Source organism: Halorubrum sp. FL23, assembly GCF_052439115.2.
GTDB classification, from domain to species: Archaea; Halobacteriota; Halobacteria; order Halobacteriales; family Haloferacaceae; genus Halorubrum; species Halorubrum persicum.
The window spans coordinates 74,836-88,701 of record NZ_JBQVRO020000003.1 but is presented as its reverse complement, the minus strand read 5'-3'; the positions used below and the strand labels follow the sequence as shown (position 1 = coordinate 88,701).

Annotated in this window: 13 protein-coding genes; 4 read left to right on the top strand and 9 right to left on the bottom strand. The window is 68.8% G+C overall.

Translation table 11 applies throughout. The features are described 5' to 3' along the window. Positions 1-100: 100 nt before the first annotated feature. Positions 101-907 (top strand): prephenate dehydratase, encoded by an 807-nt coding sequence (pheA, locus tag ACT4MF_RS04620; protein WP_099254567.1) that lies wholly within the window; start codon positions 101-103, stop codon positions 905-907. Between the two features lie 99 nt (positions 908-1,006). Then, the gene (locus tag ACT4MF_RS04615; protein ID WP_444681877.1) at positions 1,007-1,306 is read left to right on the top strand and encodes a hypothetical protein; all 300 of its coding nucleotides are present in this window, start codon (positions 1,007-1,009) and stop codon (positions 1,304-1,306) included. 6 nt (positions 1,307-1,312) lie between these two features. Here the strand turns inward: ACT4MF_RS04615 and cysS are convergent, their stop codons facing one another. The 3 genes from cysS to ACT4MF_RS04600 all read right to left on the bottom strand — a co-directional run bounded on the left by cysS (position 1,313) and on the right by ACT4MF_RS04600 (position 5,267). After that, complete coding sequence (gene cysS / locus ACT4MF_RS04610; protein WP_444681876.1) at positions 1,313-2,812, bottom strand: cysteine--tRNA ligase; 1,500 nt, start codon at positions 2,810-2,812, stop codon at positions 1,313-1,315. A gap of 97 nt (positions 2,813-2,909) precedes the next feature. Further along, entirely contained in the window at positions 2,910-3,287 is a 378-nt protein-coding gene (locus ACT4MF_RS04605) for a YccF domain-containing protein (protein WP_444681875.1), read from the bottom strand. Positions 3,288-3,881: 594 nt separating this feature from the next. Beyond that, on the bottom strand, positions 3,882-5,267 hold the full coding sequence (locus ACT4MF_RS04600; protein ID WP_444681874.1) for a cryptochrome/photolyase family protein: 1,386 nt from the start codon (positions 5,265-5,267) through the stop codon (positions 3,882-3,884). A 254-nt stretch (positions 5,268-5,521) separates the two neighbouring features. Between ACT4MF_RS04600 and ACT4MF_RS04595 the strand changes: the two genes are divergently transcribed. Further along, positions 5,522-6,943, top strand: a complete 1,422-nt coding sequence (locus ACT4MF_RS04595) for a sodium-dependent transporter (protein WP_444681873.1) — start codon at positions 5,522-5,524, stop codon at positions 6,941-6,943. Positions 6,944-7,070: 127 nt separating this feature from the next. Then, the gene (locus ACT4MF_RS04590; protein ID WP_444681872.1) at positions 7,071-7,445 is read left to right on the top strand and encodes a PLD nuclease N-terminal domain-containing protein; all 375 of its coding nucleotides are present in this window, start codon (positions 7,071-7,073) and stop codon (positions 7,443-7,445) included. A 37-nt stretch (positions 7,446-7,482) separates the two neighbouring features. Here the strand turns inward: ACT4MF_RS04590 and ACT4MF_RS04585 are convergent, their stop codons facing one another. The 6 genes from ACT4MF_RS04585 to ACT4MF_RS04560 form a co-directional block, all read right to left on the bottom strand. Beyond that, on the bottom strand, positions 7,483-7,884 hold the full coding sequence (locus ACT4MF_RS04585; protein WP_444681871.1) for a DUF6276 family protein: 402 nt from the start codon (positions 7,882-7,884) through the stop codon (positions 7,483-7,485). A gap of 47 nt (positions 7,885-7,931) precedes the next feature. Next, a complete protein-coding gene (locus ACT4MF_RS04580; RefSeq protein ID WP_444681870.1) occupies positions 7,932-8,633 on the bottom strand; it encodes a V-type ATP synthase subunit D in 702 nt (233 codons plus the stop codon). Between the two features lie 83 nt (positions 8,634-8,716). Continuing rightward, entirely contained in the window at positions 8,717-9,595 is an 879-nt protein-coding gene (locus tag ACT4MF_RS04575) for a lycopene cyclase domain-containing protein (RefSeq protein WP_444681869.1), read from the bottom strand. Positions 9,596-9,763: 168 nt separating this feature from the next. Continuing rightward, positions 9,764-10,510 carry a bacteriorhodopsin gene (locus ACT4MF_RS04570; protein WP_099254591.1) on the bottom strand — a complete coding sequence of 249 codons (747 nt, stop codon included), beginning with the start codon at positions 10,508-10,510 and terminating at the stop codon, positions 9,764-9,766. A gap of 121 nt (positions 10,511-10,631) precedes the next feature. Then, a complete protein-coding gene (locus ACT4MF_RS04565; protein ID WP_444681868.1) occupies positions 10,632-12,296 on the bottom strand; it encodes a PAS domain-containing protein in 1,665 nt (554 codons plus the stop codon). Positions 12,297-12,443: 147 nt separating this feature from the next. Further along, positions 12,444-13,865, bottom strand: a complete 1,422-nt coding sequence (locus tag ACT4MF_RS04560) for a V-type ATP synthase subunit B (RefSeq protein ID WP_099254556.1) — start codon at positions 13,863-13,865, stop codon at positions 12,444-12,446. Between the last annotated feature and the right edge of the window lies 1 nt (position 13,866).

Here is a 13,866-nt window from a genome sequence, read left to right as displayed (position 1 = left end):
ACCGCCGCCCCCCATCCGGCCAATCGCGATCGCCTCACGCGTCCAGCCAATATCCGTCCGACCCGCACGCTTTTCTAACGCGGTCTGATATGTAGTGTCGATGAACGCCGTCACGCTCGGTCCCGCCGGCACGTACTCGCACCGTGCGGCGCGGGCCGTCGCCGCCGAGGTGTCGTTCCGCGAGTCGGTCACCGCCATCGTCGACGCCGTCGCGACCGGCGAGTTCGAGCGGGGGGTCGTCCCCATCGAGAACAGCATCGAGGGCTCCGTCACGGAGAGTCTCGACGCGTTAGCGAATCACGACGTGTCGGTCACCCGCGAGGTCGTCACCCCCATCCGCCACGCCCTCCTCGCGCAGGGGTCGGAGTTCGAGGTCGTCGCCAGCCACTCGCAGGCGCTCGCGCAGTGTCGCAACTGGCTGGAGGCGAACTATCCGAACGCGGGCCTCGAAGCGGTCGCCTCGACCGCGCGCGGCGTCGAACGCGCCCGCGAGGACGCCCGCATCGCCGGGATCGGCCACCCGGACAACGCCGGCGACGACCTCACGATCCTCGCCGAGGACATCCAGGACCGCACGTCCAACGCGACCCGCTTCCTCGTCGTCGCGCCCGAGTCCGCGCGCTCCGACGCCGGCGGGAAGACGACCCTCATCGTCTACCCGAACGCGAACTACCCCGGTCTCCTGCTCGAACTGCTGGAGGCGTTCGCCGACCGCAACCTCAACCTCTCGCGGATCGAGTCGCGTCCGAGCGGCGAGCGCCTCGGCGACTACCTGTTCCACTTCGACGTCGACGCCGGGCTCTACGAGAAGCACATGGCGAAGGCGGTCGAGGATATCGAGGCCATCGCCGACAACGGCTGGGTCAAAGTGCTCGGGTCATACGACACCGAACACGTGTTGGAGTAACAGCCCGCTCGCAAGGGTGCGATCACGGACACCTCCACACCTATGACGGGACGCGGTCGGCACACATGTTATGCGTGTCCCCGCCGTTAGCTGTCGGCTATGAGGCGGCTCGCCCTCCTCGGCGGCGCGTTTCTCGCGGTCGGATCCGCCGTCGTCCTCGCGCAGCTGGCCAACTTCCCCGGCCTGTTGGTCGGCGGCTGCACCGACGTCGGCGTCCCGGAGGCACAGCGGCAGGGAGTCGGCCTCGTCGGTCTTGCGGGGTCGGACCTGCTGTACACGCCCGACGGAACGAACGAGTGCCGGCTCCCGATTCCGGTGGCTCTCCTCCCGATCGGACTCATCGCTGTCGGCGGCGGGTTGGTTCTGTTCACGAGGCGCCGTCCCTCTTCGGCCGAGTAGCGACCGCTACTCGAACCGGTACGTCGCGCCGTCCGGGCCGTCCTCGATCTCGACGCCGACCTCGTGGAGCGCGTCACGCAGGTCGTCGGCGCGCTCGTAGTTCCCGGCCTCGCGTTCGGCCTCGCGCACGTCCAACACGAGCTCGACAAGCTCGCCGGCGAGGTCCACGTCGCCGTCGGTCGGCGACTCGAACTGGAGCCCGAGCACGTCGCCGCCGAGCGCCTCGAACGCGCCGACGGCCTCGCGGAGGGCGCGGTAGTCGTAGGCGGACCCGGCGTCGTCTCCCGCGTCCTCGACCGCGTCCACGTGGCGGTTCACCGCGTCGGTGAGGTCCAGGAGCGCCGCGGTCGCCTCCCGGAGGTTCAGGTCGTCGTTCATCGCGGCCGTGAAGTCGTCACGGGCGGTTTCGACCGCCTCGCGCAGGTCGTCGTCGTCGGCCTTCGCGCGGGCGTCCACGGAGTCGAGCGCGTCGACGGCGCGGTCGTAGGTGCGCGAGAGGCGCTCCCAGCGCTCCTCGGCCTCGGCGATCGTCTCCTCGGTGAGCGCCTGCTCGGAGCGGTAGGCGGCGCCGGCGTAGAAGGTTCGGACGACGTTGACGCCGAGCTCCTCCAACGCGTCCGGCACGGTCCAGAAGTTGCCGATCGAGGAGGACATCTTCTCGCCGTCCATCGCCAGCAGGCCGACGTGGAGCCAGTGGCGCGCGAACGTCTCGCCGGTGGCGGCCTCCGACTGCGCGATCTCGTTTTCGTGGTGCGGGAACACCAGGTCGCGCCCGCCCATGTGGATGTCGAGGGTGTCGCCGAGGTGCGTCGTCGACATCGCCGAGCACTCGACGTGCCACCCGGGGCGCCCCTCGCTCCACGGGGAGTCCCACGTCTCACCGGTCGGCGTCGTCTCGCCGTGGTCGTGTTTCGCGTGCTCTCGCGCCGCGGTCTCGCTCACGCCGTCGGCCTTCCACAGCGCGAAGTCGGCGGGGTTCCGCTTCTCCGACCGCTCGTCCGGTTCGCCCTGCGCTTCGAGCGCGTCGATCTCCTGGTTCGAGAGCGCCCCGTAGTCGTCGAAGCGCGTCACGTCGAAGTAGACGGAGCCGTTCGACTCGTAGGCGTACCCCTTCTCGATGAGGGTCTCGACGAGGTCGACGATCTCGGGGACGTGTTCGGTGACGCGGGGGTACACCTCGGCTCGCTTGAGGTTGAGGCCGCGCATCGCGTCGAAGGTCGTCGCGGTGAACGTCTCGGCCACGTCGCGCTCGTCGCGCCACGCGTCGCGCTCGCCGACGCGGGCCGTGATCTTCTCGTTCACGTCGGTGACGTTCTCGACGTGGCGCACGTCGTAGCCGACGTGTTCGAGCCACCGGTGGAGCACGTCGGCGTGGAACCACAGCCGGGCGTGTCCGAGGTGAGGGTCGTCCGACACCGTCAGACCGCAGACGTACAGCGTGACGTCGCCGTCGGCCGTGAACTCGACGCGCTCGTCTGCCAGAGTGTCGGTAACGACGAGACTCATTACCGGGTGATTGCTGAGGTGAGAGTTTTAACCCGTCGGATCGGGCGAGGATACGGACCGCCGACCGGTCGCCCGACCTCGACGACCGTCCCCGTGCTCACCCGTGAAACCGGTACAGCGACGTGACGTACGGCAACCGATTGAGCATCCAGACGGCGACCGGCAGTCCGACGACCGTGATTGCGAGGACCGACGCCACGTTCGCCCACAGCAGACTCAGCCACCAGCCGACGAAGACGAAGTAGACGGCTCGGACGGCGAGCGAGCGCTGCCCCCGCTCCGCGTCGGGATCCGAAAGCGACCGCGGCTCCGCGAAAGTGAGCACCGTGGGTACGAGGTTGATCAGTTTGATGCCGATCGGGAGGAGGACGACCGTGACGTTGAGCAGCCACGCGGTGTTGACGACGACCGGCGTCGCCCACCACCCGACGAAGACGAACCAGAGCGCGCGAACGGGGAGAGACCGTTGTGCCATCGGTCCCGCTACACTCCCCGACGGTAAACCCGTATCGCCGACCGCTCGATCCCGTCGATGTGACGCTTGCTTCCGGTCGCCGCGAGCAACGGACGGCGCATTCTCGGGCCCGAAGTCGACTCCGCAGACGGGGGAGCCGCATGAGTGACGATACGGGACGACGAACCAGCGGAGCGCCCCAAGACCACTCCGACGGCTCTGCGGGCGACGAGGCCGGCGAATCGGTGATTGGCCGGGTCGCACTGCGACTCACTCCGGGGTGATCCGCCGGAACTACCGAGCGAAGCTCGTCATCTCCATCCTTCTCGTCGCTCTCCGAGCGCGCCGCCCGGCTCTCGGACACACTCGATCAGTTCGAAACGGATGTCGGCTCAGTCGACGGCGACGAGGCGGTTCCCGACGCCGACACGCCTGACGATGCGTCGGTGAGAGTCCCCGAACGGGGCGGCGTCGACAGCACGGGAGTCAGTCCGGGGTCGACGGACGCGGGGCCACGAACGGAAGCGGATCTGGACCGAGCCCACCGCATGCGAAGTGCCACCGCTCTGGACGGCCGGCACCCCGTCGCGGCTTCCGACCGGGTCGGCGACCGTCTCACCGCTTCCCGAGCGCCTCCTCGAACACCCGCTGGGCGCGCTCGTACCCGTCGTCTCGATCGACGATCGGGTGCGGGTAGTCGGGCGCGAGCCCCTCACGCTCGTCCCGCGAGAGGGTCGGCCAGTCGACGACCTTCTCGGCCGGTACGTCGCGGAGCTCGGGGACGTACGCCTTCACGAACGTCGCGTCGACGTCGTATTTCGCCATCTGCGCCACCGGATCGAAGATGCGTACGTCGACCGAGTCGGTGCCGGTGGAGGCGGTCCACTGCCACGCCCCGTGGTTCGAGGCGTAGTCGTGGTCGATCAGCTGTTCGGTGAAGTAGCGCGCCCCGCGCCGCCAGTCGATCAGGAGGTGTTTCGCGAGGAAACTCGCGACCACCTGTCGCGGGCGGTTGTGGACGTACCCCTCCGCGTTCAGCTGACGCATCCCGGCGTCGACGAGCGGGTAGCCGGTCTCCCCGCGCCTCCACGCCTCGAACTCCCCGTCGGCCTCGCGCCACGCGATCGGGTTCGGGAACGACTTGTAGTTCGCCACGGCCAGATCGGGGTTGTAGTACAGCAGGTGGTACATCTGCTCGCGCCACGACAGCTCGTCGCGGTATTTGTCGACGTTGCGGCGCGCGTCGCCCGTCGCCGCCTCGAACGCGTCGGTCGCGTCCGCCCACGTCTCCCGGATCCCGATCGCGCCGGTCGCGAGATACGGCGACATCCGGGAGACCGCGTGCGTCGGGGCCTCGACGGCCCGCGCGAGGTCGTCGCGGGTGTCGGCGTACGACCGGATCCCGTAGTCGAGGAACTCGTCGAACCGCTCGCGAGCGGCCTCGTACCCAGTGCCGGGGAGGTCGACGTCGGTGTCGGCCTCGGGGACGCCCGTCTCGTCCCGCACGTCGGCCAGCGCGTCCGGCTCGGGCTCGGGGTACGGGTCGGCCTTCGGAACCCCCGCCCAGTCGTCGTGAAACCGCCCGTGATTCGCGTAGCGCTCCGCCAGCCGCCCGGGATCCACCAGCACGGCGTCGGTCCGCGCCTCGCTCTCGACGCCCGCGTCGGCGAGGGCGGCGTCGACGGCCCGCCGGCGGCTCTGCCGAACCGGGCGGTAGTACTCGTTGTAGAAGACGGTCTCGGAACCGTACTCGCCCGCGAGGGCGGGGAGCACCTCGTCTGGATCGCCCGCCCGAACGATCAGGTCGCTCCCGAGTTCCCGATAGCGCGCCTTCAGCCGTTTCACGTGGCGGAGAGCGAACGCCCGCTGGCGTGCGCTCACGGCCTCGAACGGGTCGGCGTCGTGGACGAAGACGGGGAGGACGGTCCCCGCCTCCGCCGCCGCCGCGAGCCCGGCGTTGTCGCGCGTCCGCGGATCCCGTCGGTGCCAGAACAGCTGCATGAAGTCGATACGGGCTCGACCGGATAGTGTCCTTCGGCCGGAACGCCGACGGAGACGTACTGGGCCTGAACACCGGCGGATCGAACCCCCTCCGCGTGATCGTCTTCCTCGGCCGCGCTAACGTCTCACCCGTGCGCCTTCGCGATGTCGGCCACCATCGAGAGCCCGAACTCGGTCCCGCGGTCCGGCCTCCCGTTCGACGAGCCGCCGAACCAACACAAATTTGCGCGTATACCGGCCACCATCGTACACTGATGGTCGATCGTGACTCGTGGGTCTCGAATGTGGGGTTCGTCCTCGCGGCTGTCGGCAGCGCGGCCGGCCTCGGGAACATCTGGCGGTTCCCGTGGCTGACCGCTGACAACGGCGGGAGCGCCTTCCTCGTGCTGTACCTGTTCCTCGTCGTCGGCGTCGGCGTTCCGGGACTGCTCACCGAGTTCGTCCTCGGGCGGCGCGGCCGCCAGACGCCGATCGGCGCACTCCGCGCGCTCATCGGCTCTCGATGGGGCACACCGGTGGGCGCGTTCAACGTCGTCACGACCGTCGTCATGCTGTCATTTTACTCGGTCGTCGGCGGCTGGATCCTCAGGTATGCGATGTCGTCGCCGACCGGGGTGTACTTCGCCCGGCCACAGCAGTACTTCGGTCAGGCGAGCCACGGGCTCCCTGCGGTCGCCTTCCACCTGGTTTTCCTCGCGATCATCGCCACGATCGTCTTCTTCGGCGTGAGTCGGGGGATCGAACGCGTCTCGAAGGTCATGCTTCCCGCGGTCGTCGTGTTGCTGGCCGGGCTCGCCGTGTGGACGGCCACCCAGCCCAACACGGCCGCGGGGTACGCATTCTACCTCGACTTCGACGTGGAGTACCTCACGGCGCACTTCTTCGACGTACTCGGGCCAGCGGCCGGACAGGCGTTGTTCACGCTCTCGCTGGGTGCCGGTTCGATGCTCACCTACGCCTCGTACCTCGACGAGGACGCGTCGCTCCCGCGCGACACGCTCGTGATCGCCGTCTCGAACACGGCCATCGGCGTGCTCGCCGGGCTGGTCGTCCTCCCGCTGCTGATCTCACAGGGGACCCCTCCCGGTGAGGGCGGCCCCGGCGCGCTGTTCGTCGCGCTCGCGACCGCCTTCGCCTCGCTCCCCGGCGGCCCCCTCGTCGCGACGGTCTTCTTCACGACCGTCCTCTTGGCGGCGGTGACGAGCGGCATCAATCTGCTCGAAACCCCCGTCGCAACGCTCGTCGACAACTACGACGCGTCGCGCCGGTCGGCGACGCTGCTCGTGACGGCGCTGATCGCCGCGACCGGAAGCGCGCTCGCCCTCGTCGGGCCGGCGTTCCGGTTCGTCTCCGGGCAGGTCGTCGACGTCATGCTGACGGTCGGCCTGTTCGCCTTCCTCGCGATCGGCGGTTGGGTGCTCCGGGACGAAGCGGTCGCGGAGTTCCGGCTCGGCGCCGGCCGCCTCGGCGGCTTGGCCACGCCGTGGATACTGGCTGTCAGCTGGGTACTCCCCGTCGTCGTCATGTTCTCGCTGACGACCACACTCGTGTCGATCGTCCAACTCCCGCTGGGGTCCGTCTCGCGCGTCGCGATCGCCGTACTCACGACCCTCGCGTGCCGGATCGCAGTCACTCGGTCGACACGCGGCGGGCCCGGCCGCGGCGAGCGTCGCTGATCGGAGCCACCGCCGCCACCGCTTGCGGGGCGAGCCATCGGGTCGGCCGACGGGTGTCCGCTCGGCCCCGTCGACTCGTTCCCCGTCACCACCCGTGCGTTTAAGCCGATGAGCCCGAAGCGGAGGTATGGAGCCGTTCGTCGCTGTCATCCTCGTCGGCGTCCCGCTCGGCTGGCTCGTCGCGTTCGCCGCCTACGCCTACCTCGACGCGCCGAACCACGGGATGAATCGGAACAAGTGGGCGCTCATCTGCTTTTTCGTCCCGCTCTTCGGCTTCTTCGCGTACGTGTTCGAGCGCGGCGAGCGCGACTACGACCCGTCGGAGGACCCCTACGCGCCGGGGAGCGACTCGCGCACGGCCGGTCTCGCCGTCCACGAGCGGCGGCGAGGGGAGAAAGGGCTCGGCCCGGCCGGGACCGAGGCGGACGACGGCAGCGACGGGTCGGACGGAGAGAACGAGTGGAACGATCCGGACGGGATCGACATCGACGACGATCGGTGAGCGGGCGGCGCCTTCGACGGCGACCGTGGGAGCTCGGCTACAGCAGATCGAGTAACGCCGACCGCCGCCGTTCGAGGTCGAACGCGGCGTCGGCGGCGTCGAGTCGCTCGAAAAAGGCGAAGGCGTCCGCCCCCGACCGCTCCGCGTGCGCGACGAGCGCCTCGATCGACGCCCGGTTGAGCGCCAGCGACTCCAGCTGCCCGCAGGCGAGCGCGAGGGCGATACCCGCCTCGCCGGCGGGGAACGCGGGGTCGACCGCCGAGAAGTCCGGACCGGACCCGTCGGTGGCGCGCTCGTCGGTCGGGGCGTCGGCGTCGCTGGCCGGGTACGTCCGGAGACACCGCGTGCAGATCGCCGTCGTCGGAGCCGGCGCGTGCTCGCGGAGCGCGGGCGGGACGGCGAACGCGACGACGGCGGCGTCGCAGTGGGGACAAGACATAGAGACGAATCGATCTGACTGCTAGACGCGCGAGCGGGCGGCCGGGGTCAGTCCGCGGGCTCCGGGTCCCCGGCTTCGGCCGCTGCGGCCTCGGCGGCGGCCTCGGCTTCCGCTTCCGCCTCCTCTTCCTCCTTTTTGGCCTTGATCTTCTTCATGCGGAAGATCTCCTCGCGCTCCTGCTCTTCGAGCTTCTGCTCGATGTACTCCTGGTTCTCGTACAGGGTCGGGAGGAGCGTGAACTCCAGCGCGTTCACGCGGCGCTTGGTGGTCTCGATCTCCGTGAGCATCTTCTTCATCGCCGTCTCGACCTCGGCGGCGAGAATGATCTTCTCTAACAGCTCCTCGTAGGCGTCCGCGGCCTCGTCGATCCGCGCGGAGGAACCGAGCAGCCCGTAGCCGCGTTCGTCGAGGCTCTTCCGCACCTTCGAGGACTCGATCTGCGGGACCACGACGCCCATGATGTTCTTCGACTGGGTCGTGATCTCGGGGTGTTCCTTCAGCGCCGCGGCCGCGCCGCGGACGGCGACGTCGCCCTCCATCGCCCGGGCCATGTCGATCTTGCGCTGGGCCGTCTCGTAGTTCTCGGACACGTCCGACCGGACGTCCTGCGCCTGATCGAGGATGTCCATGAACTCCATGATGAGGCCGTCACGCTTCTGCTCGAGCGTGTCGTGACCGCGCTCGGAGAGCTCGATGCGGTCCTCGATCGCCATCAGGTTCTTGCGTGTCGGTTTGACGTCCTTGGCCATCTATTGGAGGGAGATAACGAACCGAGCCTGTTAACCTTTTATTGTTCGTCGACGGACTCCAGCGCTCGTCGCGCTCTCGTCTGTCAGCCGCCGGCGTCCTCGAACTCGCCGTCGACGCCGGGACCGACGCGTCCCCGCTTCCCATCGCCGGAAGCCCGCCTGACGGCCGACTGCTCGTCGCCCGACTGCTCGTCGCCCGCGGTCCCAGTCGCCCACCGGATCGTCACCAGCCGGTAGAGGATCACTCCCTGTACGACGAACAGGTTCGTCACGACGAAGAACGTCGCCTCCTCGATCGGAAGTCCTCCGATCGCGACTCCCGTGGTGTACCGGGCGGAGAGGACCCAGACGCCGAACTCGATGGCGATCCGGTCGGCGAGACAGAGGTACAGCGCCGGGAGCAGCGTTCCGAGCGCGACGACCCGCCGACGGGCCCAGAGCTGCGGCCCCCCGACCGCCCACTGCAGCGCCACCACCGGCGCCGACCACGCGAGGACCGCACCGAGGTAGAACCCCCCGTCGGTGCCGAGCAGTCGCCATCCGGCGAGGCCGACCGCGAGCGCCGCCCCGACGCCGACGACCCGCCCCGCCACGGGGCGTGCCGATCGTTCCCACGAGTTGTCGGCATCGAAGTGCGAGAGCCACAACGCGGTCAGCCACGGCTGGACGACGATGAACAGGTACTCTTCGATCGGGGCGTTCCAGATCCGCAGCGCGGTTCGCCCGTCACCGTACCACCACACTCCTCTGGCGATGAGGTAGTTGTCCCACGGGGTCGTGTACGCCAGCGCGACGGCCGTGATGATGACCACGCCGGCCCAGTAGTGTCGCCAGCCGTGCGACTGGCCGGTGTCGCTTCCGTCGCTCGACGACCGGCTCACGAAGCCGGTCGCGACGAGGAACAGCACGGCCGGGACGAGGAACGCGAGGTGAAACTGGACGTAGGTGAACGGAACGTTCATTGGTGGTAACCGCGGTGACCGCACGGATCGGTTCACACGACGCGTCGGACGGACCGACGCATCATCGATCGAGCACCTCGCCGCTCCGCCGGTCGACACCGACCGGCGTCCCGAGCCGGGTGTGGCGCGCCGATCCCGTCCGGAACGTCGGTCGCGCGTCGGCCCCCGTTAGTCCGCCGCTCCGGGCTCCGCGGTCGCCGAGCCGGCGGCGTCGAGGACCTCGCGGCTCGACAGCAGGATGAACCCGAATCCGACCTTCGCGACCAGATCGAGCACCATGAATCCCGCCGTCTCGACGTTGAGCGAGATGATCTGCAACCCTTCGGTGCCGAGGATCCACCAGACCGGATACACCAGCCAGACGACGACGATCAGCGTCCGGAGGGTGCTGAACGTCGACGCGGCCGACCCCGACAGCTCGGACGCCTTCTCGTCGAGCGACCCGTACAGCATGTACAGGAGCACGAGCAGGAACCCGGTGGAGACGCCCCACCAGACGAGCCGCGTCCCGCCCGCGGAGAGCACGGCCGCGCTCGTCGACAGCGTCGCGATCGCCCCGGTGGCGATCATCAGCACGTCGAGGCCGACCAGCGACGCGAGCTGGTTACGGGTCGCTCCGGCGAGCAGGCCGAGGTCGATGAGCAGGAGCGGCGTCGTGAACAGCCAATCGGTGTACCGGGCCCAGTATATCGGCAGCTCCTCGCCGCCGAGCGTCACCGTCGTTAGCCCGAATCCGAGCGCCATCGCGAGATAGTTGACGAACGCGATGGCGGTGATGAATATCGTCACGATGTAGAACTCCTGCCGCCGCCTGTCGGTCTCCCCCCACCCCCTGGCGATGAAGTACACCATCCCCAGGAGCATACCTAGCGTCCCTATCCAGAGCCAGATCCCTTCGCTACCGGGTTGTGCCATCATGGCGCACGTAAACATATGGAAAGATCAGATGTAAGCGGCGTACACAACTAGTGTGGCCGTCCGAGTGACCCGGACGAAACTTCCCTAACGGCAGGCGTTCGCCGTCGATCGAGCCCGTTCAGCGTTCGAAGATCGCCGTCGCGATCTTGCGCTGTGCCGCTCGCAGGTGCTGGTGAAACGTCGACCGGGTCACGCCCATGGAGTCGGCGATTTCCTCTCCGTTCGTCTCGTGTGGCCACTCGAGGTACCCGCTCGTGTACGCGCGGATCAGCGCGGCCCGCTGTCGCTCCGTCAGCTGCGACTCGATCTCCGCGGCGAACCCGCGGGGCGTCTGGCGCGTCTGTTCACGCCGGCAGTAGCTGCGGAGGTCTGCGTCCGGCAGTTGCTCCATCGCATCGGTCGCGAGCGACCGCGCCAACGCCTCTCGACCGACCTCGATCGTTACGACCGCGACGTTCTCCTCGATCGCCCAGCCGCACACCTCGCCGCTGTACTCCCTGAGCAACTCCTCCAGCCCCGTCTCCTCCACGGACACCTCGATCACGGGAACGTCGGTCTCCGCGGCGAGAACCGCGTGGACCGTGACGCCCGCCGCCTCGCCGGCCGCGCGGATGCGTTCGGCGTCGACGCCCGCCGCTCCGTCGGTCTCGAACAGCAGCGACCGCTCGTCGCGGTCGCCGACGGTCCCCGCGTGGCGGAGCGAGCAGGACAGCGCCTCGGCGAACGAGCCCAGCGGGTGCCCGCGGAACGCCAGTTCGAACTCGACGACGCCCTCGCCCCGGAGGGTCCGCTGGCTCTCGAGCGCGTTGATCCCGATCGCGACGGTCCGCCCGAGCGCCGTCAGTACGTCGCGCTCGTGCCGCCGGAACGCTTCGGTCTGTGCGTAGACGGCGATGACGCCGTAAACCGCTCCGCCGAAGTAGAGCGGCACCCCGGCGACCGCGGACGCCTCGCCCTCCTCGTCCGGGCCGATCGGTTCGAGCTGTACGCGCCGACTGTCGATCGCCGCCGCGACGGCCCGCTTGACCGATTGCCCGTCGGAGTCGGCGGTCGCGATACTGATCCGTCCGGTCTCCGGACCGACCTCGCCGGCCGCCGCTCGCGGTTCGATCGCCTCGGTCGCCGGGTCGTACGTTCCGATCCACGCCCCGGTGTACGTGTCCGCGATGCTCCGAACCACCTCCTGCCGGAGGTCCTCGCGGGACGACGCCCGCGTTACCGCCTCGGTGACGTCGGCGACGACGCCGTCCAACCGCTCCAAGAGGCGCGCCTGCGCGACCCGCTCGTGTTCGATCCGCGCCGCCCGGTTCGCGGCCGCCTGCTCGGCGCGCTTGCGACGCGTGACGTCCTGTTGAAAGCCGACGTAGTACGCGACCTCACCGGCGTCGTCCCGCAGTGGTGCGATCGTCACCTCGTTCCAGAACAGCTCGCCGCTCCGTCGGTAGTTGCGGAGTTCGACCGTCGTCGCCTCGTCGTCCTCGATGGCGGCACGCATCTGCCCGACCGGCTTCTCCCGCGTCGCCTCCCCCTGCAGGAACCGGCAGTTGCGTCCGACCGCGTACGACGGCGAGTACCCCGTCATCCGCTCGAACGCGGCGTTCACGTAGATCAACGGCATATCCGGCTGCGTCGCGTCCGCAACCGTGATCCCGACCGGCGCCTCGTCCATCGAACGGGTCTTGAGCGCCTCATCGACGGTCTCGGTACTCGCCGATGTCACCGTTCCAGACGCACGCGCCGGTCGTTCGGTCCCCGCGTCGGTCTGGAGCCCCGGGCGTGTCATACACTCTCAAGGTGTCGGACAACCAAAACGTGTGGGGTAACCGGGGGTGTCCGGTCGGAGGCCGATCGACTCACGTTCCCGGCGAGTCGCGCGCTGCCGCCGCTGGTCGGGACGGCGTGCGAAAGAGCGGAAAGAGAGCAGCCGCGATCAGTCGGCCGCTTCGACGACTTCGCGCTCGGAGTCGTCTTCGCGGTAGTACTCCTCGATGAACTCCTCGTCGATCCGGTTGAGGGCGTCCTTCGGGAGCATCGAGAGCAGGTCCCAGCCGATCTCCAGCGTCTCCTCGATGTCGCGGTTCTGGTCGAAGCCCTGGTCGACGAACTCCGACTCGAACGCGTCCGCGAAGTCGAGGTACTTGTTGTCGAGCTCAGAGAGCGCCTCGCGCCCGACGATGTTCACGAGGTCGCGCAGGTCCTCGCCCTCCGCGTACGCCGCGAACATCTGGTCTTTCACGTCGGCGTGGTCCTCGCGGGTGAGCCCCTCGCCGATCCCGTCGTCCATCAGCCGCGACAGGCTGGGGAGGACGTTGATCGGGGGCTGCAGGCCCTGACTGTTGAGGTCGGGGTCCACGTAGATCTGCCCCTCCGTGATGTACCCGGTCAGGTCCGGGATCGGGTGGGTGTCGTCGTCGCCCGGCATCGTGAGTATCGGGATCTGGGTGACCGAGCCCTCACGACCCTGAATCCGGCCGGCGCGCTCGTACAGCTGCGCCAGGTCGGTGTACATGTACCCGGGGTAGCCGCGTCGGCCCGGGACCTCCTCGCGAGCCGCCCCGATCTCGCGGAGCGCCTCGCAGTAGTTGGTCATGTCCGTCAGGATGACGAGGACGTGGTAGTCCTTCTCGAAGGCGAGGTACTCGGCCGTGGTGAGCACCATCCGCGGGGTGACCGTCCGCTCGACGGCGGGGTCGTCCGCGAGGTTCATGAAGACCACGGAGCGCTCCAGCGCGCCGGTGCGCTCGAAGTCCTGCATGAACTCGTTCGCCTCCTCCTGCGTGATCCCCATCGCGCCGAAGATGACGGCGAACTCGGAGCTCTCCTCGTCGTCGCCCTCCTCCTCTTCGGGCACGCTGGCCTGCCGGGCGATCTGCATCGCCAGCTCGCTGTGCGGCTGACCGGAGCTCGAGAAGATCGGGAGCTTCTGGCCGCGAACGAGGGTGTTCATCCCGTCGATCGCGGAGACGCCCGTCTCGATGAACTCCTCGGGGTACTCCCGCGAGTACGGGTTGATCGCCGCGCCGACGATGTCCTGTCGCTCCTCGGGAACGATCTCCGGACCGTCGTCGATCGGGCGACCGGAGCCGTCGAGGACCCGTCCGAGCAGGTCCTCGGTGACGGGCATCTTCATCGTCTCGCCCAGGAAGCGGACGGACGCGTTCTGGTCGATACCGGAGGTGCCCTCGAACACCTGGATGGCGACGACGCCTTCCGAGGATTCGAGCACCTGTCCGCGCAGCGTCTCCCCCTGTGCCGTCTCGATCTCGACGATCTCGTCGTAGCCGATGGCCTCGTCGACCTCGGCGTACACGAGGGGACCGCTGATCTCGGTGATGGTTTGATACTCTTTCATG

What these genes read in the sequence shown, in the direction of transcription:
- pheA (WP_099254567.1), top strand. Translation starts at nt 101, where the DNA reads ATGAACGCCGTCACGCTCGGTCCCGCCGGCACGTACTCGCACCGTGCG.
- ACT4MF_RS04615 (WP_444681877.1), top strand. Translation starts at nt 1,007, where the DNA reads ATGAGGCGGCTCGCCCTCCTCGGCGGCGCGTTTCTCGCGGTCGGATCC.
- cysS (WP_444681876.1), bottom strand. Translation starts at nt 2,812, where the DNA reads ATGAGTCTCGTCGTTACCGACACTCTGGCAGACGAGCGCGTCGAGTTC.
- ACT4MF_RS04605 (WP_444681875.1), bottom strand. Translation starts at nt 3,287, where the DNA reads ATGGCACAACGGTCTCTCCCCGTTCGCGCGCTCTGGTTCGTCTTCGTC.
- ACT4MF_RS04600 (WP_444681874.1), bottom strand. Translation starts at nt 5,267, where the DNA reads ATGCAGCTGTTCTGGCACCGACGGGATCCGCGGACGCGCGACAACGCC.
- ACT4MF_RS04595 (WP_444681873.1), top strand. Translation starts at nt 5,522, where the DNA reads ATGGTCGATCGTGACTCGTGGGTCTCGAATGTGGGGTTCGTCCTCGCG.
- ACT4MF_RS04590 (WP_444681872.1), top strand. Translation starts at nt 7,071, where the DNA reads ATGGAGCCGTTCGTCGCTGTCATCCTCGTCGGCGTCCCGCTCGGCTGG.
- ACT4MF_RS04585 (WP_444681871.1), bottom strand. Translation starts at nt 7,884, where the DNA reads ATGTCTTGTCCCCACTGCGACGCCGCCGTCGTCGCGTTCGCCGTCCCG.
- ACT4MF_RS04580 (WP_444681870.1), bottom strand. Translation starts at nt 8,633, where the DNA reads ATGGCCAAGGACGTCAAACCGACACGCAAGAACCTGATGGCGATCGAG.
- ACT4MF_RS04575 (WP_444681869.1), bottom strand. Translation starts at nt 9,595, where the DNA reads ATGAACGTTCCGTTCACCTACGTCCAGTTTCACCTCGCGTTCCTCGTC.
- ACT4MF_RS04570 (WP_099254591.1), bottom strand. Translation starts at nt 10,510, where the DNA reads ATGGCACAACCCGGTAGCGAAGGGATCTGGCTCTGGATAGGGACGCTA.
- ACT4MF_RS04565 (WP_444681868.1), bottom strand. Translation starts at nt 12,296, where the DNA reads ATGACACGCCCGGGGCTCCAGACCGACGCGGGGACCGAACGACCGGCG.
- ACT4MF_RS04560 (WP_099254556.1), bottom strand. Translation starts at nt 13,865, where the DNA reads ATGAAAGAGTATCAAACCATCACCGAGATCAGCGGTCCCCTCGTGTAC.